At 36.9% G+C, this 25,327-nt stretch carries 23 protein-coding genes; 7 read left to right on the top strand and 16 right to left on the bottom strand.

Annotated elements, in window-relative coordinates; genetic code table 11:
• Positions 1-10: 10 nt before the first annotated feature.
• The gene (locus ACOZBY_RS17515) at positions 11-739 is read right to left on the bottom strand and encodes an IclR family transcriptional regulator (RefSeq protein ID WP_012292542.1); all 729 of its coding nucleotides are present in this window, start codon (positions 737-739) and stop codon (positions 11-13) included.
• Positions 740-977: 238 nt separating this feature from the next.
• Here ACOZBY_RS17515 and ACOZBY_RS17510 point away from each other — a divergent pair, with 238 nt between their 5' ends.
• Positions 978-2,639, top strand: a complete 1,662-nt coding sequence (locus ACOZBY_RS17510; RefSeq protein ID WP_031418315.1) for a M20/M25/M40 family metallo-hydrolase — start codon at positions 978-980, stop codon at positions 2,637-2,639.
• A gap of 67 nt (positions 2,640-2,706) precedes the next feature.
• On the opposite strand, the gene ACOZBY_RS17505 is transcribed toward ACOZBY_RS17510, so the two are convergent.
• The 4 genes from ACOZBY_RS17505 to ACOZBY_RS17490 all read right to left on the bottom strand — a co-directional run bounded on the left by ACOZBY_RS17505 (position 2,707) and on the right by ACOZBY_RS17490 (position 6,553).
• Positions 2,707-3,660, bottom strand: coding sequence for a methyl-accepting chemotaxis protein (locus tag ACOZBY_RS17505; protein WP_012292540.1), 954 nt, complete (start codon positions 3,658-3,660; stop codon positions 2,707-2,709).
• 127 nt (positions 3,661-3,787) lie between these two features.
• The gene (locus ACOZBY_RS17500) at positions 3,788-4,972 is read right to left on the bottom strand and encodes an NAD(P)/FAD-dependent oxidoreductase (RefSeq protein WP_012292539.1); all 1,185 of its coding nucleotides are present in this window, start codon (positions 4,970-4,972) and stop codon (positions 3,788-3,790) included.
• A gap of 45 nt (positions 4,973-5,017) precedes the next feature.
• Complete coding sequence (locus tag ACOZBY_RS17495) at positions 5,018-5,446, bottom strand: DUF1641 domain-containing protein (protein ID WP_012292538.1); 429 nt, start codon at positions 5,444-5,446, stop codon at positions 5,018-5,020.
• Between the two features lie 477 nt (positions 5,447-5,923).
• Positions 5,924-6,553 carry a TetR/AcrR family transcriptional regulator gene (locus ACOZBY_RS17490; RefSeq protein ID WP_230584527.1) on the bottom strand — a complete coding sequence of 210 codons (630 nt, stop codon included), beginning with the start codon at positions 6,551-6,553 and terminating at the stop codon, positions 5,924-5,926.
• A 116-nt stretch (positions 6,554-6,669) separates the two neighbouring features.
• On the opposite strand from ACOZBY_RS17490, the gene ACOZBY_RS17485 reads away from it, so the two are divergent.
• On the top strand, positions 6,670-8,856 hold the full coding sequence (locus ACOZBY_RS17485) for an MMPL family transporter (protein WP_012292536.1): 2,187 nt from the start codon (positions 6,670-6,672) through the stop codon (positions 8,854-8,856).
• A gap of 348 nt (positions 8,857-9,204) precedes the next feature.
• Here ACOZBY_RS17485 and ACOZBY_RS17480 read toward each other — a convergent pair whose 3' ends face one another.
• The 8 genes from ACOZBY_RS17480 to ACOZBY_RS17445 form a co-directional block, all read right to left on the bottom strand.
• Positions 9,205-10,080 (bottom strand): MurR/RpiR family transcriptional regulator, encoded by an 876-nt coding sequence (locus tag ACOZBY_RS17480; RefSeq protein WP_031418312.1) that lies wholly within the window; start codon positions 10,078-10,080, stop codon positions 9,205-9,207.
• A 71-nt stretch (positions 10,081-10,151) separates the two neighbouring features.
• On the bottom strand, positions 10,152-11,057 hold the full coding sequence (gene murQ / locus ACOZBY_RS17475; RefSeq protein ID WP_031418311.1) for an N-acetylmuramic acid 6-phosphate etherase: 906 nt from the start codon (positions 11,055-11,057) through the stop codon (positions 10,152-10,154).
• A 5-nt stretch (positions 11,058-11,062) separates the two neighbouring features.
• A complete protein-coding gene (locus tag ACOZBY_RS17470; RefSeq protein WP_031418310.1) occupies positions 11,063-12,070 on the bottom strand; it encodes an N-acetylglucosamine kinase in 1,008 nt (335 codons plus the stop codon).
• Positions 12,057-12,884, bottom strand: a complete 828-nt coding sequence (locus tag ACOZBY_RS17465; RefSeq protein WP_036160646.1) for a carbohydrate ABC transporter permease — start codon at positions 12,882-12,884, stop codon at positions 12,057-12,059. Before ACOZBY_RS17465 ends, ACOZBY_RS17470 begins: the two co-directional genes overlap by 14 nt.
• 11 nt (positions 12,885-12,895) lie before the next feature.
• The gene (locus ACOZBY_RS17460; RefSeq protein WP_051563172.1) at positions 12,896-13,840 is read right to left on the bottom strand and encodes a carbohydrate ABC transporter permease; all 945 of its coding nucleotides are present in this window, start codon (positions 13,838-13,840) and stop codon (positions 12,896-12,898) included.
• Between the two features lie 56 nt (positions 13,841-13,896).
• On the bottom strand, positions 13,897-15,210 hold the full coding sequence (locus tag ACOZBY_RS17455) for an ABC transporter substrate-binding protein (RefSeq protein ID WP_012292529.1): 1,314 nt from the start codon (positions 15,208-15,210) through the stop codon (positions 13,897-13,899).
• Entirely contained in the window at positions 15,207-16,235 is a 1,029-nt protein-coding gene (locus ACOZBY_RS17450; protein WP_422762578.1) for a serine hydrolase domain-containing protein, read from the bottom strand. Before ACOZBY_RS17450 ends, ACOZBY_RS17455 begins: the two co-directional genes overlap by 4 nt.
• A 146-nt stretch (positions 16,236-16,381) precedes the next feature.
• Complete coding sequence (locus ACOZBY_RS17445) at positions 16,382-17,896, bottom strand: DHA2 family efflux MFS transporter permease subunit (RefSeq protein ID WP_012292527.1); 1,515 nt, start codon at positions 17,894-17,896, stop codon at positions 16,382-16,384.
• 157 nt (positions 17,897-18,053) lie between these two features.
• Here ACOZBY_RS17445 and ACOZBY_RS17440 point away from each other — a divergent pair, with 157 nt between their 5' ends.
• Positions 18,054-18,971 carry a TetR/AcrR family transcriptional regulator gene (locus tag ACOZBY_RS17440; protein ID WP_012292526.1) on the top strand — a complete coding sequence of 306 codons (918 nt, stop codon included), beginning with the start codon at positions 18,054-18,056 and terminating at the stop codon, positions 18,969-18,971.
• Between the two features lie 32 nt (positions 18,972-19,003).
• Here ACOZBY_RS17440 and ACOZBY_RS17435 read toward each other — a convergent pair whose 3' ends face one another.
• Positions 19,004-20,647, bottom strand: coding sequence for a sensor histidine kinase (locus tag ACOZBY_RS17435; RefSeq protein ID WP_099805784.1), 1,644 nt, complete (start codon positions 20,645-20,647; stop codon positions 19,004-19,006).
• Positions 20,644-21,345, bottom strand: coding sequence for a response regulator transcription factor (locus tag ACOZBY_RS17430; protein WP_012292524.1), 702 nt, complete (start codon positions 21,343-21,345; stop codon positions 20,644-20,646). The genes ACOZBY_RS17435 and ACOZBY_RS17430 overlap by 4 nt, the downstream gene beginning before the upstream one ends.
• Positions 21,346-21,448: 103 nt before the next feature.
• Between ACOZBY_RS17430 and ACOZBY_RS17425 the strand changes: the two genes are divergently transcribed.
• The 4 genes from ACOZBY_RS17425 to ACOZBY_RS17410 all read left to right on the top strand — a co-directional run bounded on the left by ACOZBY_RS17425 (position 21,449) and on the right by ACOZBY_RS17410 (position 23,771).
• A complete protein-coding gene (locus ACOZBY_RS17425) occupies positions 21,449-22,588 on the top strand; it encodes a DUF418 domain-containing protein (RefSeq protein WP_012292523.1) in 1,140 nt (379 codons plus the stop codon).
• Entirely contained in the window at positions 22,567-22,731 is a 165-nt protein-coding gene (locus tag ACOZBY_RS17420; protein WP_422762577.1) for a hypothetical protein, read from the top strand. Before ACOZBY_RS17425 ends, ACOZBY_RS17420 begins: the two co-directional genes overlap by 22 nt.
• An 84-nt stretch (positions 22,732-22,815) precedes the next feature.
• On the top strand, positions 22,816-23,355 hold the full coding sequence (locus tag ACOZBY_RS17415; RefSeq protein WP_418936752.1) for a DUF1273 domain-containing protein: 540 nt from the start codon (positions 22,816-22,818) through the stop codon (positions 23,353-23,355).
• Between the two features lie 101 nt (positions 23,356-23,456).
• Positions 23,457-23,771 carry a hypothetical protein gene (locus ACOZBY_RS17410; RefSeq protein WP_012292521.1) on the top strand — a complete coding sequence of 105 codons (315 nt, stop codon included), beginning with the start codon at positions 23,457-23,459 and terminating at the stop codon, positions 23,769-23,771.
• Positions 23,772-23,816: 45 nt separating this feature from the next.
• Here ACOZBY_RS17410 and ACOZBY_RS17405 read toward each other — a convergent pair whose 3' ends face one another.
• The gene (locus tag ACOZBY_RS17405; protein ID WP_031418298.1) at positions 23,817-25,211 is read right to left on the bottom strand and encodes an L-cystine transporter; all 1,395 of its coding nucleotides are present in this window, start codon (positions 25,209-25,211) and stop codon (positions 23,817-23,819) included.
• Positions 25,212-25,327: the final 116 nt, after the last annotated feature.

The following is a 25,327-nucleotide window of genomic DNA, read 5'->3' as shown; positions in this document are numbered from 1 at the left end:
GAAGACCTATTTACACATGACCTAGCTCTTGTGAAAGAAGGTGAGCAGCTCGTGTGACTTCCTTTGCAATACTTTCTAATTTTTCAGTATCTGTATCATACTCAAAGCACTCTGCGCTAATTGCTGCAATTGGTTCTTTATTCAAATCAAAAACAGGTGCTGCCACTGATACTGTTCCCTTTGTTTTTTCTCCATAGCTAATAGAGTATCCCTTATCTTTGATGACATTTAATTGTTCCATTAACTCTATTTTTTCAAGATCACTTATATTTTTTAGAAAGCCAGCTTGCATTTCCTTCTCTGAGAATGCAAGTAATACTTTATTCGCTGCTCCAATTGGATAGGGGATTTTTTCACCTATCATATCAATAATACGGACATTTTTGGGGCTATCCACACGATCAATAATAATAGAATTATTTAGTTTTGGAATATTTAAATACGCTGTTTCCCGCACATTAACGGCAAGCTCTTCTAATAACGGATGGGCTTTTTCTCGGATGTTTGTATGGTGGTACATTTTCATGCCGAGCTGTAACCATGTATACCCTAAACGAAATTCCTTTTTTTCCTCATTTCTTTCTACTAAATCAAAGTTTTCTAATGTATACAATAATCGATAAATTGTACTGCTAGGTAAGTCTGTTTCATTATATATATCTTGAACAGAAAAGAATCGTTTAGGATTCTTCGCTAGTACATGAATAATCATCATTGCTCTTTCAATAGATTGAATCATTGCTCATCCTCCTTTTATTCATTTTAACGAATTTTTACTCATTTATATAGAGTTGCAACCGAATAAATTAATAAAAAGAAACAGAATTTTATAAAAATGAAAATTGACGTTTACGGTTTTTTCTTATATGATGAATCATATTCCACAATACGGATTAATTTTCACATAACGAAACAATGAAGTAAGTATAGTTGCTATTTTGAATGATATCTAATCGAACAAAAAAGGAGCCATATACATGTATTCACAACTAAGACAGTTACCCATCGCAAAGCAAATTGAAAAGCTTACAAATGAATTAGTAAATATTAATAGTATTAATGGTACTCAAGGAGAAGGGAAAATTATTGAGTATATCTATGCGAAAATGAAGGAATTCCCTTACTATCAAGAAAACCCTGCATTTCTTTGGACTTTAAACGTAAAACAGGACCCTATTGGCCGAAAAAATCTTTTTGCTTTCGTAAAAAGTCCTAATGAAACAAAAAGGACCATTATCTATCACGCTCATTTGGATACAGTGGACATAGAGGATTATGGTCATTTAAAAGAGTTTGCTTTTTCTCCTACCAAGCTTGAGAATTTCTTTAAAACCTATGAAGGAAATACGGATGTACAGAAGGATGCTCAAAGTGGCGACTGGATGTTTGGGCGTGGAGCTGTAGATATGAAAAGCGGAGCTGCTGTCCATATTGCCAATGTACAATATTTCACCAATCATCTTCATGAACTAGAAGGAAATATATTACTTATTTTAAATGGTGGCGAAGAGGCCGAGCATAATGGCATCATTGACGCATTAGATGAGCTTAATCGTTTAAAAATGGAGCAGGAACTAGATTTTCTAATGGCCATTAATACTGACTTTACAACTCCTTTATATGGTGATGACCCTCATCGTTATATTTATACGGGTGTTGCTGGAAAGTTACTGCCATCCTTCTACATTTATGGGCGAGAAGTACATGTGGGAGATACATTAAGTGGCATCGACCCCAATTATGTGGCAGCAAAAATTACGGAGCGTATTCATAATAATTTAGCATTAATGGAGGCAATTATAGGTGAAACCATCCTTCCACCTACATGCTTATATCAACGAGACACCAAAGAATCCTATACAGTTCAAACCGCGTCTACTAGCCGAATTTATTTTAACTATTTTTTATATGAAGAGTCTCCAGATCATGTTGTTAAGAAACTTAAGTCTGTCGCACAACAGGCATGTATCGAAGCAAAGCAATATTTACAGCTTCAGTATGAGAAATATATAGAGCGTTCCAACATACCTAAGCGTTCATTATCCTGGCATATAGACGTTGTTACTTATGATGAGTTTATTGTTTATTTAAACGGAAAGGGTATTGAAACCGAGCTTATTATTGCTGATGTCTTGAAAAAAAATGCAGGTAAGGAATTACGCCAACAGTCGTTTGCAATCGTTGATGCGCTGCAAAAGGCAGATCCTGAGCATAAGCCTCGAGTTGTCTTATACTTTGCACCACCATTCCTTCCCCATAATTATTTAAAGGAAAGTGTGGCAAGAGACCAGCTATTAAAGCAAGCCATTTCACAGGTCGTTCATGAGGTAGCGAAAGAAACAGGCGAAGTATTTCAGGTTAAACGCTTTTTCCCTTATTTAGCGGATGGAAGCTTCTTATCTATTCATGCTACACAAGAGGAACTCCAAGAGTTGCTCAATAACTTCCCAAAATGGGATACACTCTATCCCCTACCATTTGAAAAAATAAAGGCGCTGAATATCCCTTCTGTTACAATGGGTGTATACGGAAAAGATGGCCACAAATGGACTGAGAGAGTTTATAAGCCTTATTCCTTCGGCGTGCTACCAAAGCTCATTCAGAAGGCTACAAAAGAAATATTCAAATCCAATCTTTAATATCGAAAAAGCACCGCTCTAATTATTTTTAGAACGGTGCTTTTTTATGTATCCAGTAAAACTATAGTTAAATTGAATGAGGAAAACCCTTCACCTTTTCAACAGCTTCTAGTAATTTTTTTGTGACGATATCTGATTCATCAATATGGTCAGTTAAAACTTTATTTGTTTCATCAAAAAGAGCTGTTGTTGTTTTAAATTTACTCATGACATCTTCAGTCGAAATTTTTTGGCTATCTATATAATCAAGTAATTCCTTCACTTCACCTTGGACATTCATTATGATTTGGAGTAATGCGTTAATTTGCTCAGACGTATCTGTACTTTTTTGAAGTCCTTCTGTCACCAGCTGCATATTATTTTTATTATCCTCATATGCCTCAGATATTTGATCCTCAATTTTTTTCGTAAGATTCACAATATCCTCTGTGCTTGACTTTGTATTTTCAGCAAGCTTTCGTACTTCTTCTGCAACGACTGAAAACCCCTTACCATGCTCCCCAGCTCTCGCTGCTTCAATAGATGCATTTAAGGCAAGTAAATTGGTTTGATTAGAAATCTCACTGATTACTTTGACGATATCAGTTATTTGCTTTGAACGTTCACTTAAATGGTTCATACTATTCGTCGTTTTTTTTGATTGCTCACCAAGCTCATCAATGACATGCTGAACTTCCTTTACAGCTTGTTTACTTTCAATCGATAAAGAAACCATTTCATCTGATGAATGAATTAAAGAGTTTCCTTTTTCTAGAGCATGTCCAGATATGGTATTGGATTCAATGGTGCTGTTTTCTACACGATTAAATTCGCTTAAAATATTTGTAACCATTTCACCCAAAATGACATGTTGATGATTAACTATATCGTGCTGTCCAATCGTTGAAATTAATTCCTTATGTAATTCATTGAGAAAAATTTGAAATTCATGATCCTTCTTATCTAGCTTTGCATTCAACTCGTCAATTTTCCCCTTAAATTGCTCTATATCTTCTCTTTTTGATTGAAATATCGTTAACACATGTCATCACTCCATAACTAGATTTGTATTAATTTTACTCTCTTTGAAGTAATTAATAAACAAATATCGTAAAGGTAGACTTTCCATAAAAAAATCCCACCTCCTAATAGAAGTGGGACCAAAATTTTTAGTAAGCTAAACCGAATAGAGCTTTAATATGTGTTAAATAACGAATATTCGAAGCTTCTTTCATTAATGTTGCAGGAAGACCTTTAAGTTCTGTGTTGCTTGCACCAATTGTAGCAACCGCATCTTTACGGCCTAGGCTTGCAAGTGTACCAGAGTTCACTGCTGAGAATGATTTCATCTCTTGGTTTTTATATTGTGCAAAAACATTATAACCAGCAAGCTCACCCATTTGCCAAGCAACTTGCGCAGTTGGCGCGTAAAGTGGACGACCACCATCAGCTGGTAATGCTACAGATGCGTCACCAATAACAAATACATCTTCGTGTGATGTAGATTGTAGGAATTCATTAATTGTTGCTTTACCACGGTCAGCTGCAAGTCCTGATTCACCTACTATTGGAAGTGGTGCTACCCCACCTGTCCATACAAGTGTGTTTGCAACAATTGGTTCACGGTCTTTTAGAGAAATAACATTACCGTCAACACCAGTTACAGGTGTACCAGTAATAAATTCCACACCGCGTTTTGTTAAGCTTTCAGTCGCGCGTTGAATAAGTGTATCCGGAAGTACTGGTAAGATTTTTGGACCAGCTTCAACAAGTTTAATTTTAAGATCAGCAAAGTTAACACCGTGTTTTGCAGCGATTTTCGGGAAGTTGTCCACGATTTCACCAACAAGCTCAACACCTGTTAAACCGCCACCACCGATAACGATTGTTGCATCTGCTTCATCTTTAGATTGTGCATATGCTTTAATGCGATCTTCGATATGTTTGTTAATTTTATTGGCATCATTTACTGATTTAAGAACCATTGAGTTTTCTTCTAATCCAGGGATACCGAAGAAACCAGTTTGGCTTCCTAAAGATACTACAAGCGTATCGTACGTTAATGTATAGCCATTATCTAAATCCACTTTTTTATTATCTACATTGAATTTCGTTACTTTTGCAATGTGTAGATCGATGTCTAAACCTTTAAAGATTTTTTTAAGTGGTAATGCAACAGCACCTTCTGCAATGGTACCACCGGCTAAACGGTGAAGTTCAGTGATAATTTGGTGTGTTGGGAATTGGTTTACTACAGTAATTTTAGCTTCATCAGCTGATAGATACTTACGTGCTGTTAATGCAGTTAAAACGCCAGCGTAACCTGCACCTAAGATGACGATTTCTTTTGACATGATTAATTAATCCTCCGTCCTTACGAATTGAATTTACCTTAAGTCTTATTTAGCTTTGCGTTCTGAGCTTACTTGTAAGAAAGCATTAACAAAACGGAATACATTTTGAACTTGAGGGTCTTTTAGCATTTTCACAAGACCGAATAAACCTATTACTTCGTGGCTTTCAGATGCTCGGTCTTTCGCTTCAATTGCAGTTGCTGCTAGGTTTTTCGCAGAGCCTACTACAGGTCCAGCGATTTCTGTTACTGCACCCACAGTATCATTTTTAAGCACTTCATCTGTTGCTACAGCTTGAGCAAACTCGTATGATTTCGTTAATAAAGTCATCATTTCAGTTAACTTTGGTAATTGCTCAACTAAAGTTGTAAGCGATTCTTGAACTTCAGGTTTTAGTAATTGATCTAGTACATCTAATTGCTCTTTACTCACAGTTACTTGTTCAGCCTGTGCTTGGTTATTCGTTTCTGACATTTTGAACTCTCCTTTGCCATCACTAGTACTATTTTTTATTGCTTACATGTAAAAAAGACCATTAAGGTAAAACTTAACAGTCGTTACAGCGTATATCCTACACAATCACCAGTCACAAGGCCTGGATAGCGATTCGTATGACTTGTTATTACAATGTTAACTTTAAGTCGCAAAAAGCGCATCATAATACCATCCTTATCTTGTCTTGGTGACATTACAACCTTCATTATAAGACTGTTTGTACATTATTTCAATGCGCTAAATCACAATTTCGACAATCTTTTCAAAATTCATTGATTTTATCAACTATTAACTGCCTTACTATCATAAATTTTCTAATGCATCAAATTTTGTAGCTGTCATTCACTTTTTTGTCATTTTTAGAGACTCTTTTTAAAATTCAAATGACCTTTATAACAATGAAAGGAGCTATCTCTATTCTAATGAGATAACTCCTTTCATAAAAATTAGGAAGCTTTATTTATTTTGAACAGATAGCCAAAAGAAATTTGTTACTTCTTTTGCCGTTACATCTATTGAACCTAGCAAAGTTTTCCCGTCGCCATCTTTAAAATACCCTACCGTCATCAGTGCCATAAAGTTATGAGCAAAAAACTTGGCATTTCCTTTTCGAATCGTGCCCTTGTCCATTTCTATTTGTATAGCCCGCTCAATGGTGTGGTACATTTCATTTTCGGATGCTTGTACTTGTCTCAACTGAGATTCCGATAAATTGATGGAGGCCTCCCGCATAAAATTATTCATATCAATATCAATAGTTGCCGATAAATGAACCTTAACGAGCTGTTCAAGACGTTCTTTAAATGGTTTTTGTTGCTCTAAAATTTGTAGAATAGATAGCTTGATACGATCCATCATAGCAATTAGTGCCGATGTATACAATTCGCCTTTAGTTGGGTAGTAGTAATAGATAGTCGCCTTTGTTACGTTACAAGCTTTCGCTACATCATCCATCGAAATGTTTTTGTAGCCTTCTTTAATAAAAAGTTTTGTAGCCGTCTCAAGGACTAGATCTTTTGTCGGTTTCGCATTTTCATCATGGCGAGGTCTTCCAAGCATACGCGGTGACTGTTTCAACAAGTTCACCTCCTTTATAAAAAACAATCTTTTTACTCATATTATAACATATCGGTATTTCTAGATTGATTAATTAACCTTCTAGTATATATAATTAAATCACTTACAGGAATGGAGGTTTTCTTATGAAAAAACATCCACTTGAGCAATGGGGCTCAATGGTTGCAAGTAAAAAGGGGCGCTTATTAGCACTAGCCTTTTGGGTGTTATTAGTAATTGTATTGTCGTTTGCTTGGCCACAAATCAATAGTATTGAAAGTGAGTCAGGCAAAAACCTACCTGACACGGAAATGTCTGAACAGGCTGCGGCAATAATTGCCGATCAATTCCCTAATGATGCCGGTACACCATTATTATTGGTTTGGTATCGTGACAGTGGACTAACCAATCAAGACTATTCAGCCATACAAGGTGTATACAGTGAGCTTCAAGCTAAACCCTTAGCTCATCAAACGATGGTTCCACCATTTGATAAAATGCCAACCCAGGCTCTATCAGCCGCTACTTCAGAAAATGGCACAACCATCGTTACACCTGTATTTTTTGAAAAGGGGGTTGCTACAGATGTCCTACAGGATAGTTTAGATAAACTAACCAAAATAATGGAGAGCAACCAAGTCCAATTAGATAAAAAACTTTCGAATGATATGCTACATGTTCGTTATTCAGGACCAGTTGGAATCGCTACTGATGCTGTTAGTTTATTCTCCCAAGCAGATGTAAAGCTATTGATTGCAACAGTATTACTCGTTTTAGTACTACTTATAATTATATATCGTTCGCCATTACTGGCTATTATTCCTTTACTTGTTGTAGGTCTTGCCTATGGAGTAATCAGCCCAACATTAGGCTTCTTTGCGGATCAAGGATGGATTGATAAAGATTCACAGGCAGTCTCTATTATGACGGTATTACTTTTTGGTGCAGGTACTGATTATTGTTTATTCCTAATATCTAAATACCGAGAAATTCTCTTCCATGTTGAAGATAAAACTGTCGCAATGAAACTTGCTGTGAAAGAATCAGGTGGCGCTATTTTAATGAGTGCCCTAACAGTTGTCATTGGTCTAGCTACCCTTAGTTTGGCTCATTACGGCGCATTTCAACGCTTTGCCGTGCCATTCAGCTTTGGTGTACTTGTAATGGGAATTGCAGCTCTCGTCGTCCTTCCTGCAATTCTTGTCATCATTGGTCGTGTAGCTTTCTTCCCATTTGTTCCACGTACAGAAGAAATGGCACTGAACAAAGGAAAAAAACAACATAAGCCATCACATAAGATTAGTCATAAAATCGGACATTTTGTTACGCAGAAGCCATGGATTGTTATTACGGTAACCGTTATATTACTTGGCGGATTAGCAGCATTCGTTCCACGTATTCAATATACGTTTGATTTACTCTCATCCTTCCCAAAAGACATGCCGTCACGAGAAGGCTTCACTTTAATAGAAGAGAATTTTTCTCCTGGAGAATTAGCACCTGTACAATTAGTGATTGATACAGGGGGAAATGAAATTAATTTACAGCAACAGCTTTCAACAATTCCTTATATTGATAGTGTGGCAGATGTTCAAATAGGGAAAAAAAATAATGAGATTCAGTTATATGAACTATCTTTAAATGCTAACCCCTATGCAAAGGAATCGTTGGCTCATATTCCTGAGTTAAAGGCAGAGGTTATCGAAATACTCGAGCAAAGTGGGCTTAAAAATGCTGATAAGCATGTTTGGATTGGTGGAGAAACTGCTAGTCAGTATGATACCCAACAAATAACTAAGCGTGACGAAACGGTTATTATGCCAACCATGATTGCTTTAATCGCATTATTATTATTTGTTTATTTGCGTTCCATTACGGCCACTGTTTATTTATTGGCAACCGTGATTATCTCTTACTTTGGAGCATTAGGCGCAGGTTGGTTGATTTTACATCATATTATGGGGGCAGAAGCCATTTCGGGAGCTATCCCATTGTATGCATTCGTGTTCTTAGTAGCGCTCGGCGAAGATTATAATATCTTTATGATTTCAGAGATTTGGAAAAAACGTAAAACAACTGATCATTTAACAGCTGTAGAAGAAGGAGTTGTCCGAACGGGAAGTGTCATAACATCTGCTGGACTTATTTTAGCAGGTACTTTCGCCGTACTAGCAACATTACCAATTCAAGTACTTGTTCAATTTGGTGTTGTCACAGCAATCGGTGTACTTCTGGATACATTCATTGTTCGACCATTGCTTGTTCCAGCAATCACAACGGTTCTAGGCAAATACGCCTTCTGGCCAGGAAAACTATTCAAAAAAGAAGTCTAACCTTTATAAATAACACGGTCATTAGCAAATCCACTTGCTAATATCCGTGTTATTTTTTTATTAATACTAGAAACATTAGTCATATATTTATTCTAAACTGAGCCTTATAGGATCTCTATTAAAGGATTGACTTTATTAAACTATTCTAAATTACAGTAACGCTTTCCATTGCTTAACTCCTTTTCAGGCAATACCCTCGAAAAATATGCCTTTGATTTTGCTAGTTCACTTTATTTCTACGACCCTGAAACACAAGAACGTCTATAAAAGGTAGATTGTATCTGTACCAACACTCTATTTGTGACAAAGCGACAAAAACGAAGACGATGATAAGGAGTCGTCTTCGTTTTACTTTATTTTTCTTTTAGTTACCTTTTTATGCAAACCTTGAATAACTGTTCGTGTCTCATCTAAATAATCAATTGTCTGATTATACGCACTGGTCACTACTCCCATAAATAAAATATCAATGACGAGAAGCTGGGCAAGACGAGAGGAAGTGGCACCGCTTCTAAAGGTCGCTTCTACATTCGGTGATACATATAAACAAATGTCAGCTAAACTAGATACTAATGAATTACCGTAACGTGTTAGGCTTATTGTAGTAGCAGGAGTTTCGCCTGCTATTTCAAGAATTTTGGCCACTTCATGTGTTTCTCCAGAGAAGGATATCCCGACTACCACATCCCCCTCCTGTGCATTAACAACCGATGTAGCTCCTAGATGTAAATCCATGAATGCTTTACTATGCCTATTAATTCTTAAAAATTTTTGATCTGCATCCATTGCCGTAATTCCAGAAGCACCTACGCCAAAAAAAATAATTCTTCTTGCTTTTGCTAAAGCTGATACAGCTCGCTCTAATTCAGCTTCATCAATTAAATTAGCCGTTTGTGTCAGAATCTCACTATTCTGCAAGGTCACCTTCTCTACAATTGATTGTAACGGCTCATTTGCTTCAATATCTCTGTCGACGGTGTTCTTACGCTGTAAATCACCAGCAATACGTAATTTTAATTCTTGAACACCGCTGACATGCAAAGATTTACATAATCTTACAACGGCAGCACTGCTTGTCTGGCTTGCCTCTCCCAACTCTACAGCGGTCATTTTAATCGCCTGTGTGGGATGTTCTAAAATAAAGCTTGCCACCTTTTTTTCAGAAGGAGGTAGCTTCTCTCGCATTTCTGAAAGCATAATTAAACCGGCATTAATTTTTTCCATACATCCATCCCCACCTCTAGTATGTAGCCTTCATGAAAAAGTGAATGGAGCAGTTCCATTCACCTCTTACTTCAAAACTTCCGTAATTCTACTGCTCTACGCACATGCCCTTCGGATTGGGCGAGTAATGCGGTTGCTTCTTCTAACCCTGTATTTGTTAGTAACATGACAATAGCCAGTTTTACTTGATAGTTGGTTTGCTCTAAAACTTGCTCAGCTTGAATATAGGATACTCCTGTCACTTCACAAACAATTTGTTTGGCACGTTCACGCAATTTAAAATTACTAGCATGAACATCCACCATTAAATTTTTATAGACTTTACCTAGTTTGACCATGGTGGAGGTTGTAATCATATTCAGAATTTGTTTATGGGCTGTTGCAGCCTTTAGTCTAGTGGAGCCAGTCAGAATTTCTGGACCAGTAATAACCTCAATGGCTATATCTACATTTTCGCTAATGGTGGAACGAGCGTTACTGACCAAGCTAATCGTTTTTGCCCCTATATGCTGGGCATAATTTAAAGCTCCTTTGACAAAAGGTGTTCTACCACTTGCCGCAATACCAATAACTATATCTAAATTAGTTAGCCGTTGTTTCTCTAACTCTTGTCGTCCTAAAGATAAATCATCTTCTGCCCCTTCTATGGCAATCATTACGGCCTCTGAGCCACCTGCTAAAATGGCTTGCACTAGCTTAGGAGAAGTACTAAATGTTGGTGGACATTCAACGGCATCTAGCAGCCCGATTCTCCCACTCGTCCCTGCCCCTACATAAAACAATCTACCCTCATTTTTTAAAGCATGTACAACAGCCATAATAGCTTGTTCTATTTCAGGTAATACCTTGTCTATAGCCTGCGGAATTTTTTTATCCTCTTCATGCATGAGCCTTATAATTTCAGCAATGGACATTAAATCTAAATTAGCTGTGTCTGGATGATAATCCTCAGTCGTCAGTTTTGTCATTCGCTCCATCGAAATCAAATCCCTCCATTCGAATTTTTAACGCTCATCCAAGTTCCCTTTACTGTTTGTTGTAGAGCCCCTGTCATTGGAATTCCTTCACTAAAGAGCCCGTTTATAAAAGCACCAATAGCAGGTGGTACTTCAGGCTGAATGATTTGATTATAAATGGTAGCTTGTTGCAATTTTGCTTGAAAGCATTGAACAAAGTAATGGTTTTCAAATAAGCCTCCACATGTAACAATTGGAAATTTTTTTACGTGTGGTTCTTTTCTAAACATCATTTGGAGAAGTTGAACTAAATGGGTAACTGCATGGTCAGCAATCCTCTTCGCTGTCTCATTATTTTGGGTAGCTAAAAGTAATACCGTCCTAGCAATAGAGGATATACATATGCGTGGCTGCGAATGCTCATAAATTAGCGTAATAATTTCAGTAGGATCTGTTAGTGCTAGACGCTCTAAAACAGCTTTAGAAAAGGCATCCTCATACAAACCACAAGCGTCATATTGACGAGTAATGGTACGTAATGCTTCTTGTCCAATATAGTAGCCACTCCCCTCATCACCCAATAGATACCCCCATCCTCCAATGCGACTAATGAAATTTTCTTGAACAACATAAACAATTGAGCCTGTTCCGGCTATAACTACTAATCCCTCCTGCGTAAACGTCCCACTAGTAAGTGCCGCTACTGCATCATTTGTAACAGTAACCTTACAGAACGGGAAGGGGAAAATATGAGCTATCCACTCCTTCCAGCGTATTAAATCCTCTTGACGATCCCCTCCTGCTACGCATAAGAAAACCGTTGAAATATCACTTTTTGTAGCACCTACCCTTTGCACTAAACATTCTAGTAACTGTTGAATATGTTGTCTTACCTCATAGGATGGAGTAGACTTTATATTCGTGCCGTCTCCATCCATAACGGCGAGAACACTTCCATCTTTTGTCCCAATTACAGCACGAGTTTTCGTTCCACCGCCATCGACACCAATAATATATGACTTATTTAATGGCACCTGCCGTCAGCCCCTCCATAAATTGCTTTGAAGCAATAAAGAATAATAGAATCATTGGTAATGATGCTAATGTCAGTCCAGCAAAAAGTGAGCCCCAGTCAGCTGAATGCTCTCCAAATAACGACATCATTCCGACAGGGATTGTCCGTTTCATCTTTTCTGTAATAAAAATAAGCGGAAAGAAAAAGTCATTCCATGCTGCAATAAAATTGATAATAACGACTGTTCCTAGTGCAGGTCGCATTAATGGCAATACAACATACCAAAGGACCCTTAGGTTCCCAGCACCATCCATACGGGCAGCCTCCTCCAATTCAGAAGGTATCGTTTTAAAAAAGCCTGTTAGTATGAGCATGGATAAAGGTATACCTGTCGCTGTATTCATTAAAATCAAAGACCATAAAGAATTAATTAGTCCTAAATCACGCATTAAAATAAAAAGAGGGACGATTCCCAATTTTATTGGGATCATCATGCCTAATAAGAATATAAAGAATAAGGCATGGTTCCACGAAAATTTAAAGCGAGCTATATAAAAGGATGCCAATGAACACACAACAACAATCAGTACAACAGATACAATACTGACAAATAGGCTATTCATAAAATATGTGGTAAAGGGAATTTTAGACAATAATGTGCGATAAGTATTAAGGCTAAAGCTAGATGGAAATCCCAATGGATCCTTGTAAATGTCCACACTTTTCTTAAAGGAGGACAAAATCATTAACAAAATAGGATATAAGCTAATTGTCGCTACTGTAAACAAAACAAGATAATAGAATGGTCGAACCCAAATGGCTCCTTGCTTCATATACCTCCCCCTTACATTTGGACGTCTTTTTTATTGGCCAAGCGTAAAAATAGCGTTGTACAAATTAATATAAATAGAAAAAGCACTGTCGCTAGGGCAGACCCTATACCAATTGCTGTAGCACCGGAAGCAGATGAACTACCAAAGGCTAAGCGATAGAAAAACACGGCCAATGTATCCGTAGAATAATAGGGCTCCCCCATAGAGCCTTGCATGGCATAAACAAGTTCAAATGCCTCAAAGGATTGAATAAATGTTAAAATGCCCATGATCATTATCGATGGCACCATTAAGGGCAAATAAATCATACGTAATAAAGTAAAGCCCTTTGCACCGTCTAGTCTCGCAGCCTCAATCAACTCATTGGGAATGCCTTGGAATCCAGCTAAAAAAATTAAAACGCCAAAGCCTAGCCCAAACCAACAATTGACTAAAATAATGGCAATTAAAGCTGTTCCAGGATCACCGAGCCAAGCCTTTTGCAACGTCTCTAAACCTAATTTATCTAAAAGGACATTTAAAGTTCCAAAATTAGGGTTTAAAATAAGCTTCCATAAAAAACCTACAACAATTACCGATAACACTCGCGGGAGAAAAAAGGCTGCCTTGAAAAACTCAGCTCCTTTAATTTTTTGGTAGATAATAAACGCTAAAAAGAAAGCTAACCCATTCATAACAACCATTTGCACAACAAAATAGATACCATTATGTTTGAATGCATTCCAAAACATGGAGCCATAAGGTTCTGTCGTGAAAAGCTTCACGAAGTTTCGTAATCCAACAAAATCCCCACGTGACATTCCTTTCCATTCAAAAAAACTATAGGATAAAGCTGCTAGAATTGGATAAAGCACAAACATTCCATAAATTATAATTGCAGGAATAGGGAAAAGGTGGATAGACCACCTTGCCCATGATTTTCTTTTTGATAACGGTGAAGCTGTAGACTCCCTCATGATGAGCAGCCCCCTTTAAAATTCTGAGAAAGGAAGATTCCTTGTAGGAACATTATTTATTTTTGAAATGGCGTGTACCAAGTTTTAGCGTTTTCTTGTACTTTGGCAGCGACCTCTTTAGGTGTTACTTGACCTAAATACATACCTTGTAGTTCACTTTCAAGTAAACTTTTTGTTGTTGGGTCCCCTCCTGTAAAATTAGTCACCCACATGTATGGTGTCGATTCATTTGCAGTGGATTTACTAATCTCATTTAATAGGGCATTGTCAGAGGTAATACCAGGTATGGCACTGATCATGGAAAATTCCTTCACAAACAATTCACCGAATTCCTTTGTAGTTAAAAACTCTAAAAATACCTTTGCAGCCTCTTTATTTTTCGAATTTGCATTAATAGCAAATGAGCCATCTACCCAAGTCGTCACTGTTTTCTGACCCCCTTTAGAGGGAATAGGAAAATACCCTAAATCTAAATCAGGATTCATTTCTAATACAACAGGAATTTCCCAGCTACCTAACGGGAACATAGCCGCCTCCTCTAATGCAAACAAAGTACGAATATCATCCATTCCTAACCCCTCTGAATTAGCAGGAAAATACTTCTTTAAGTCATTCATTACTTGAATTGATTCTATAAACTGAGCATCAGTAAAATCTTTTTCTCCCGCAAGCACTGCTTGGTAGAAATCATTGCCTTCGTAAATCGCCGGCCCTACAATCCCATGCAGTAATGACAATAACCAGCCTTCCTTCGTGCCCATTGCTATTGGTGTAATACCCTTTTCAAGTAATTGATCATTTAATGCTATGAACCCCTCCCAAGTAGTAGGTATTTCGAGGTTATGATCCTTGAAGATTTTTTTATTATAGAAAAATTGCGTTGAGCTCAAATTAATTGGTACCCCATATTGATTTCCATCTTCATCACGGGATGCTAGTAGTGCCTCTTCAGGAAAAGAAGGTAAACCATTTAAGCCATTTATTTTCTCGACATATCCTGCTTCAGCAAGCTTTAATCCAGCTGCATAAGGTCGTAAGTGGAAAATGTCTGGGCCTTCTCCAGCCTGTAGTGCTGTATTGAGAACAGTGTTATACTCTGTATTTTTAGTCGGATTAAAGGAAATCTGTATTTCGGGATGTTGTTCATTAAATAATTCGATAACTTTTTCATATTTCGCCACATCTTCAGTACGCCAACTTCCTATCGTGAGAGAAATCTCTTCTATTTCCTCCCCTTCTTCCTTATCAGGTGTTGTTGAAACCGTTGTTTTCTCTTTTGAGGTACACCCCACTAAAGCTACAACGAATAATAATAGAAACAGCCATAACCATTTACTCTTTTGTTTCATATCAACTAATCCACCCTTCATATAAAAAATTTTTCATAAATCAACGTATGAAGCTTTTCCCGAATACTTCTCATATTTGTATTCCTTCCATAATGAACTGCATTCGTCAGGAAAATAACAAAGGCCTTTTCAACAGGGTCCATCCAAATACTTGTGCCTGTAAAGCCTGTATGACCAAACGACCCCTTATTCCACGTCCTAGCAAAACAAGATGATAAGCAATCTCCATCCCATACTTCAAAACCAAGTCCCCTATTTCTGAATGTCTTCGTATAGGCAAGTTCTAGCCACTCATAAGGAAGAACTTGTTGTTGTGTAAGTCCTAACCAAATCTCTGCATACTTCGCTAAATCTTCCGCACATGAAAATAAACCGGCACTACCAGCTACACCTTCCAACAGCAGAGATTTTTCATCATGAACAATTCCTTGAACAAATTTTCCATCCACCATCTCTGTGGATGCCGTTAGTCCCCGTTGATGCTTCTGTAATTGAAAGTGAGTACGATTCATCCCCCAAGGCTTCAATATCTCCTGTTCAACGAATTGACTAAGTGACCCCCCCGATATTTTTTCAATCACTTTCCCTAATAAAATCATACCTAGATCACTGTAGAGTACTTGCTCACCTGGCTGAAACACCACTTTACTGGAAAATATCTCTGTCATTATGTCGCGTTGATGATGCCTTTGCACCACTGGCATTAAGTCTGCTGGTAGCCCTGAATTATGCTGTAATAAATGTTGAATTGTCATATTGGCATACTTAAAATTGGGTAAATATGTTTGAACCTTATCGTCCACAGTCATTTGTTGTCGACTCAAGAGCAATAAAGTAGCTGGTAGCGTTGCCACTACTTTTGTTAATGACGCTAAGTCGAAAATTGTATGGCTCAAAATGGATTGTTTACTGCCATCTTCAGCTGTAAAAGCCCCATAACTACGTGACAAAATTCTTTTATGATGCTGTTGAACAATCAATACTGCACCTGGAATTTCCTTTTTTCGCACTAAATCATTTATATAGGCATCTACCAAATAGAACACCCCGCAGCTTTAACTATCTAAATTTTCTGTAAATTAGTATTATCATATAAAATAAAATGATAAAAAATTACACCAATCTTAAAATTTTTTTTCATATAAAAAAACTCCCCGCCAAGTCATTGCATACTTGATAGAGAGTTTCTTCATTATTTAGTTGTTTTTTTCAAATCCATCGAAGCTGCTGCACTTTCAACCTTTACGCGTTTTAAGAAGAATGCAAGCACGACTGCAATCACTGTTATACCAGCCGCAATTAAGAATGAGTGTGTAATACCATCTAATAAAGCAGTTTGCATAATTTGATCTTGCATTTGTTGCATTTGCTCTGGTGTAGGTGCTGCACCTGCTTGTGCTGCATTTGCTTTCGCCTCGACAATTAATTCTTCGGCTTTAGCTTTTGTACGATTATTCATGAATGTAACTAAAATCGCACTACCAATGGCTCCTGATACTTGCTGTAATGTGTTGTTAATAGCTGTACCATGTGGATTCATAATTTGTGGTAATTGGTTTAAACCGTTTGTCATAATAGGCATCATTACCATCGACATACCGAACATACGAATTGTATACATCGATACAATAAATGTATAGCTTGAATCAATTTCTAATTTTGTTAAACCGAATGTTGCGATTGTAGTAATCGTTAATCCGATAATGGCCAATATACGTGGACCAAACTTATCGAAAAGCTTACCAGTAATTGGTGACATAATCCCCATTACAAGCGCTCCTGGAAGCATCATTAAGCCAGCTTCAAAAGGTTCAATACCGCGAATAGATTGTACGTAAGCCGGTGTTAAAATCATCCCTGAGAACATTGCCATGGAAACAATAACAGAGATAACAGACCCTAATGCAAACATTGGATATTTATAAATACGTAATTCCAATAATGGTTGATCCATTTTTAATTGTTTAATGATGAAAATAATTAAGGCGATAAAGCCAATTGAAATTGTGCCATATACCCAAGGGCTTGACCAGCCTTTATCCCCTGCTGTACTGAAGCCGTATAAAATACCCCCGAATGCAACTGTTGATAAAAGTACTGATAGGAAATCTAAGTGAACTTCACGTGTCTCCATCACGTTTCTTAATTTCCAAACACCAAATAATAAACTAATAATCGCAAATGGAATAATCATTTGGAAAAGCATACGCCAATCATGATGCTCCACAATATAACCTGATAATGTCGGTCCAATTGCTGGTGCCATAATCATGACTAAACCGAAGATCCCCATTGCTGCCCCACGCTTCTCTTTCGGGAAGCTAGTTAGCATAACATTCATTAACAGTGGTGACATACTGGATGCTCCAGCTGCTTGCACCATACGACCTGCTAACAGCATGCCAAAGCTGGGAGCGAAGCCTGCCATAATTGTACCAATAGTAAAGATAGACATCGCTGTAATAAATAAATGTCTATTTTTAAAGCGTGTCACAAAAAATGCTGAAGCAGGAACTAAAATACCACTTACTAGCATATAGCCTGTTGCGAGCCATTGTACTTTTGAATATGTGATCCCAAAATCTTTCATAATTGTTGGTAATGCCACATTCAACAATGTGTTATTAAGAAAAGCAACAAAAGCACCCACAAATAATATAGCAATCATGCCATAAGGGGGCTTCTTCATTGTCTGCTCACTATTCATTTATATCCCTCAATTCTTTCGTGTGTTTTTCGATAAAACTTATTTTATACTCGTAGTCTACTTTTTTCAACAAATAAGTTTATATTTTTTATAAACGTTGATATATCAGCGTTTTTGGTGTAGAATAAGAGTATAATATTTTTAAAAAGGTGAGGTCATGAACAAAAGAAAAAGACAAATTATCACAGCTGCGCGTGCACTTTTTATTGAAAAAGGATTTCTAGATACATCGATTAACGACATCATCCATGATGCTAAAATTTCAAAAGGGACATTTTACAATCATTTCTCTTCGAAGAACGAATGCTTAATCGCCATTTTAGATGAAGGACGTGAGGAAGCAAGTAATCGTAGACATGAACTTATTTACGGAAAGGATCCTACAGATTTAGAAGTGTTAACACAGCAAGTTGCTGTTCTCATGTACGTCAATCGCGAACATAACTTAATTCAAATTTTTGAATCAATCTTTCATTCGAGAGATAAAGAACTAAAAAAAATTATTATTAACTACCATCTACAGGAATTAGAATGGTTAGCTAATCGTCTTGTTCAAGTCTTCGGTGAAGAAATTAGCCCAATAAGCTATGAATGTGCTGTGCAAACGCTTGGAATGATTAACCTCACATTGCGCGCAGTTTTTATAGCTGATTATGATAAATATATCAATCGAGAAGCCATTGTACGTGTAGCATTGCGCAATATTAGCGTTATTATACCTACTATGCTTGAATCGAAGGAAATTATCGTTAGCGTTGAAATGATCAATACTATTCAAAATGTAGTTAATTATAAAACCGTTACAAAAGATATGGTCATCGAACAATTACGCGGCTTTGCCAAAGGATTAACGAATAATGAAACAGTGGAAGGCTTGGAGTATGCAGAATTTTTATTAGAGGAGCTTCAACGCGAAAATCCAAAGCTTTTTATCATCGAGTCACTTCTTACACCTTTCCGTAAAGCATTCGTTGGAACAGAACATGTCGCAGAAGCCCGCGATATCGCCAATAGTCTATGGCGCTATGTAAAAATTGAGCGTCCGGCTGAGCGCTGCAACAAAAATAGACAATAATAAAAGAGGTATCAAAATTTGATACCTCTTTTTTAATGACATTGAAATCTTAAAATAAATACTGTACCGTCACGATCTGAACGTACACTTATGGTGCCATTGTGGAGGTCAATAAGCTGTTTTGTAATGGCTAGTCCTAAACCTGTTCCTGTTGTATCATCTGTCGTGTTAGTTCCACGGTAATAACGTTCGAATAGGTTATCGAGCTCTTCCTGAGGAATGCCAGGACCATGATCAGCAATTGTTAGCATCACTTCTTTACCAGTATGTTGCGCCTCCACCATTACCTTCGTGCCTACAGGTGTATATTTTTTCGCATTGGTTATTAAATTATCCATAATCCGCTTGAGCAAAAGTTCATCTGCCTGCAGCATCACATCACCATAAACCCTTACGCTTACCTGTTCATCAGCAAATTGTGTTAACCATGTTGTCAATGGCAGTAATACCTTATCAAGCTGTATGGCCTTATTTTTTAACTGATACGTATACGTTAAATCTTGTATGAGGGCATCCATATATGTTGCCTTTTCCTGCATAGTTTGTGCAAAAATACGCATCTCATCCTTTGTCCACTCATAATCCTCCGAGGCAAGCATTGTGGAATAGCCATAAATAGAGCTTAAAGGCGTCTTTAAATCATGCGATAAACCTGTAATCCACTCCTCACGTAACTGCTCTGATTGCTTAATTTGCCTTTCATTTGAATCAAGTCGCTCAGATAAATGGTTTAAGGACTCCTCTACAGGCTGAAATAATTTAAATTTCCGTTTCAATTTCCCACTTTTCTTATGATGGATGTTCTTATCACTAATATCACTGTAATCGAATTGGGTAAGTCGCTCAATTCGCGATATGACATAAACAAGTGGACGTACAAATTGTCGTGAAATACTAATAGATAAAAAAATAACGCCCAGCAATAAAATAATATGCCCACCAAAGAAAACGGAAACAAACAATATCATCGCCTTATTGAAGGGCTCTTCAAATGGTTTATAGGATGGGTTAGGCATACGGACAACAAATGTGGACTCATCCGCTAAGGTTGTACTTTGCTTAAGTTCCTCATGCTCGAATATGTCATATTTCTCCTCAACCAGTTGGGGCTTCTTTAGCTCTTCATAACGTTTTCCTACAATGTCCGTCCGGTTCCATTCCGTATCATAAATTTCAACACTAGCTTTATGTTCTTTTAAACGCTGAATTGTGACATCTGAAATCGTCCCTGTAGCTAACCAATTATCAAGAGCCTCGTCAAATAATGGCTGAACAGGAGAAATAGGTAGAAATAACAAATAATATTTTGGAAGTTCCCATGTGTGCATACCTGGCTGCTTTAATGCAAAAATTTCACTATCAGGCCTTCCACATAGTTCACAGCTTTCCCCTGTATAATCTACAATGGTCATCGACTGATCAAATAAGTAAAGTTGACCTGCATTTTCCTCAGCACGCTCTACTAAATAATCGGCAATTTTAACGGAATCTCCCTTTTCTATGACGGCATCGTCCTCAATTTCAAAGGAGCTCATGACATGAATATTGTCTCCTACACGATCATTAATAAAGATCGCAAAAAACACCAAGCTCATAATAAAGCCCGAAATAATTAATAAATAAAATATAATGAAATACGATACAAAACGAAGCGTTAGTTTCCCTGCTGGCTTCATGAGGAAACATCCCCAACAAGCTTATAGCCAATACCTCTGACCGTTATAATGCAGGTAGGTTTACCAGGATTCTTTTCAATTTTTTCTCGCAGTTTTCGTATATGTACCATTACTGTATTATCATCAAACAAACAATCTCCCCATACACGCTCGTAAATTTGTTCCTTAGATAATACTTGCCCCGCATTATCACATAAATATTTCAATAAATGAAACAAACGGCCACTAATGATTTCCCTTACCCCATCTACAGTGATTTCTGCTGCATCAATATCGAATGTAAAACGGCTACATGTAAAAAGATGATTTTCTGTGACTTGCTTTTTCTTCATATAACGCGCTAACTGTACCTTTACCCTTGCAACAAGCTCGAGTGGATTAAATGGTTTTGTAATATAATCATCTGCACCATTCATAAAACCACGAAGTTTATCGGCGTCACTGCTTTTAGCTGTTAAATAAAAAATAGGAGCATCGCTTTTTTCCCGAATAAGATTCGCCACTTCTAACCCACTACCATCCGGCAACATAATATCTAAAAGGTAAAAATCAAATGTTTTAGCATAAATCTCGGATTTTGCTGCTTCTATCGTGTTACATAATGTAATGCTTGTCATGCCTTCTTTTCTTAAAATGATATCAATCATTTCAGCAATCGCTCGTTCATCCTCTAATACTAATATGGATGCTTTCTGCATATCCTCACCTACTTTTAAGATTACTTTAAGGTAGTCATTATTTCACCATAAGCTTCCTCAACTATTCTATGTATAAGATAACCAATTAAGGAGATAAAACGCAATGACAACTAATCGTGTTACTTTCATTGATACAATGCGTGGGTTTAGTTTATTTGGCATCTTAATGGCGAATTTGCTGATATTCCAGTTTGGAATGTATGGCAAAGATGAATTAAAAAATCTTTCTACCTTAGATAACGGAGCTTTATATTTTGTAAAGATTGTAATTGAAGGCTCCTTTATGCCCATCTTCACTATTTTATTCGGCTTCTCGCTCATTAAATTAATTGAATCCATTCGAAGAAAAAAAAATAAAAGCCGCTGGTCAGTTTTACGTCGGGCTACTGGTTTAATTGCCCTCGGTTTACTACATTCCATTTTATTATGGGAAGGCGATATTCTTTTTTCCTATGGCTGTATGACTTTATTTTTAATTCCCTTTATTAATCGTAAACCTAAAACTTTATTTATATGGGCAGGTATTCTGTTTGTCCTGACGACGGCTTTAACATACGGTTCTATGGAGGCAACTAAGAAGGAACAAAAGGAATTAGATACTTACATTGAACAAGCAAATGATGTCTATGCTAATGGAAGCTACTTAGAAATTTTTGATTTCCGAGCAAATGCAGAAGTACCTGGAATGGAGGACCCTTCCTTCATCTTTATTATATTAATTTTTGCACCCATGTTTTATGCTCCCCTATTCCTCTTCGGTATGGCACTCGCTAAAAAGCAAGCCTTTGTGAAAATGGACGAGGAAGTAAAGTGGTATAAGCTAGGTGCACTCCTAGTTCCTATAGGTCTCGCATGTAAAAGTATAAGTTTTATAGAAAGTAATTTTTCTTCTATCTTACTAATGGGTGGATCTCAGCTATTAGCACTCGGCTATGTCAGCCTTGCAGCTTTACTCTATAAAACACGCCCTGTGCAGCTTCTCGCCCCTGCATTTGAGAGCGTAGGGAAATTATCTTTAACCAATTATTTACTACAAACTATTATTTGTACAACTGTTTTTTACGGTTATGGTCTCGGATTATACGGCAAGCTAGGTATCTTTGGTGGTATCTTATTCGGTATCGTTGTTTATAGTCTACAATGTGTCTTCAGCCTTGCCTATTTAAAGAAATTTAAACGCGGCCCATTTGAAACAGTCTTACGTGTATGGACGAATTGGTCGTGGACTGGTCAGGTGAAGTAAGACACTTACAAACTACTTATAGAAGAAAGGAATTATTTCATATGAATAGTGACTCTAAAGAAGACTTTACAGACTCGTGGTGGTTTTTAGGTATTTGTGCGGCTGTAGCAGTAATTTTAACACTATTGCATTTTAATCGATAATATCACATTCGTTTTCCTTGCCCCCTACTGTATACTATTACTACAACTATACAGCTAGGGGGCATTTTCTTGTTAACGCGTATCATGATTACAGGCTATAAACCACATGAACTTGGTATTTTTAATGATAAACATCCTGGGATTGGCATCATTAAAAAGGCATTGGAAAACCGTCTACGTCTTCTACTTGATGAAGGGCTCGAATGGGTTATTATAAGCGGCCAACAAGGTGTAGAATCTTGGAGTGCTGAAGTTATATGGACGCTAAAAAAAGAATATCCTCATTTAAAATATGCAGTTATCACACCCTTTTTAGAACAAGAGAAAAATTGGCAGGACCCTAAAAAGGAAAAATACCAAACCATAATTGCCCGAGCAGATTTCGTTACAAGCATTACAAAAAAACCGTACGAAGCTCCTTGGCAATTTATTGAGAAGGATAAATTTATAATTCAAAATACAGATGGACTATTATTAATTTATGATGAAGAGAATGAAGGCTCTCCAAAATATATCAAACGTCTGGCAGAAAAATTTATGGAGTCACATGACTATTCACTTTTAACAATCAATGCCTATGATTTACAGATGATAGCGGAGGAAATACAGCAACAAGATTGGTAGAAAATAATTGATATAATTTTCCGACAATTATATACTAGTATTATGAAATAGGTTGTCTGTAGCCAGCTTTTTTACCACCATTCGAAAGGAGCTGTCATCATTTGAAGAAACAAATCGAAGTAATTTTTGAAGCTTCTCCTATAAATATTGCTCATGATACGTATCGCAGAGAGTGTAGCTATACACGTGGCATTCATATTGAAGAACAAGAATTTCTAGCCATTTTAAGTACCATGAGTAGGGATTCCCGCTTATATTTTGATTTTCATAACCCACGTAAAGAGATTAAAAAAGGAACATATTTAAATGGACACTCCGGTTTAGCCTACAATATTTTTGAGTATTATAAAAAACACTTTAATATTGAGATTATTGATATAATTAATGGTAAAGATTTTTATGTAAAAATCATATAAAATAACCCCCTTTAAAGTTTCACCTTTAAAGGGGGTTATTCGATTTTATAGGTCTGATACTTGCGCGCCTAACTCTTTATTATTATACATTTCTGTATCCAATTCTTTCGTAATACGTGCTGTTGTAACACCAGCTGTCATTGAACCACTTACATTTAAAGCTGTACGTCCCATATCAATTAAAGGCTCAACTGAGATTAATACACCTGCAAGGGCAACCGGTAAATCAAGGGCTGATAATACAAGGATTGCTGCAAAGGTTGCACCACCACCAACACCTGCTACACCAAATGAGCTAACTGCTACTACTGCAATAACTGTAATAATGAACACAGGATCAAGAGGATTAATGCCTACTGTAGGTGCGATCATAATCGCTAGCATGGCAGGATATACACCAGCACAGCCATTTTGACCAATTGATAAACCAAATGAACCTGAGAAGTTGGCGATACCCTCAGATACCCCTAGACGACCTGTTTGCGTTTTAATATTCATCGGTAAAGTACCAGCACTTGAACGTGAGGTAAAGGCGAATAATAATGTTTCCGCAGACTTTTTCATATACGTAATTGGATTTAATCCGCTTAATGTCAAGATTAATAAGTGTACTAAGAATACAATTATTAAAGCTGCATAAGAGGCAATTACAAACTTACCTAAATTATAGATGGCACCGAAATCAGATGTTGCTACAGTACGAGCCATAATAGCTAAAATTCCGTACGGTGTTAAACGTAAAATAATTGTTACAACACCCATAACAAGGGCATAAATAGCATCTAGCCCTTTTTTAATTGTTGCTGCTGTCCCTTCATCTTTACGTGCTACACGTAAATAAGCAAAGCCAAGGAATGCTGAGAAAATTACGACAGCAATTGTTGAAGTTGAACGAGCTCCTGTTAAATCAAGGAATGGATTGGCTGGGAATAACTCAACAATTTGTGTTGGTAAATCTGGTGCTGCTAAACCAGTCGTTTTTTCCTCTAGGTATTGGCCACGTGCTGTCTCCGCTTCACCTTGTAAAATGTGTGTTGCATCTAAATCAAATACTGTTGCAGAAAGAATACCTACTGCTGCCGAGACAGCTGTCGTACCAATTAAAATAGCTAAAATAAGAGCAGCCATTTTCCCAAAATTTTTGCCAATTTTCATTTTTGTAAAGGCAATGAGAATCGATATAAATACTAATGGCATGGCTACCATTTGTAACAATTTAACATACCCAGTACCTATAATATTGTACCAAGATGTTGTTTTGGCTAAAACTTCAGAATCAATACCGTAAATAAAATGAAGTCCAAGACCAAGTAAAATCCCTAAACCTAGACCTGCAAAAACACGATTCGAAAACTTCACGTGTTTTTTATTCATGACATATAAAATTCCAACGAACACAAGCAAAACTGCGACGTTAAGAATGATTTGTAAATTCGACAATGGAATGCCTCCTAAGGTGTTTTATAATAATGTAATCGAATTATATACCTATAATCCCTATAATTCAAGTATGTTTTATTAAGATTAATAATTTCATACAACAAAAACGATTTGTC

The organism is Lysinibacillus sp. NPDC056220 (genome assembly GCF_049315265.1).
GTDB classification, from domain to species: Bacteria; Bacillota; Bacilli; order Bacillales_A; family Planococcaceae; genus Lysinibacillus; species Lysinibacillus pinottii.
This window is presented reverse-complemented; position numbering and strand designations above follow the sequence as displayed.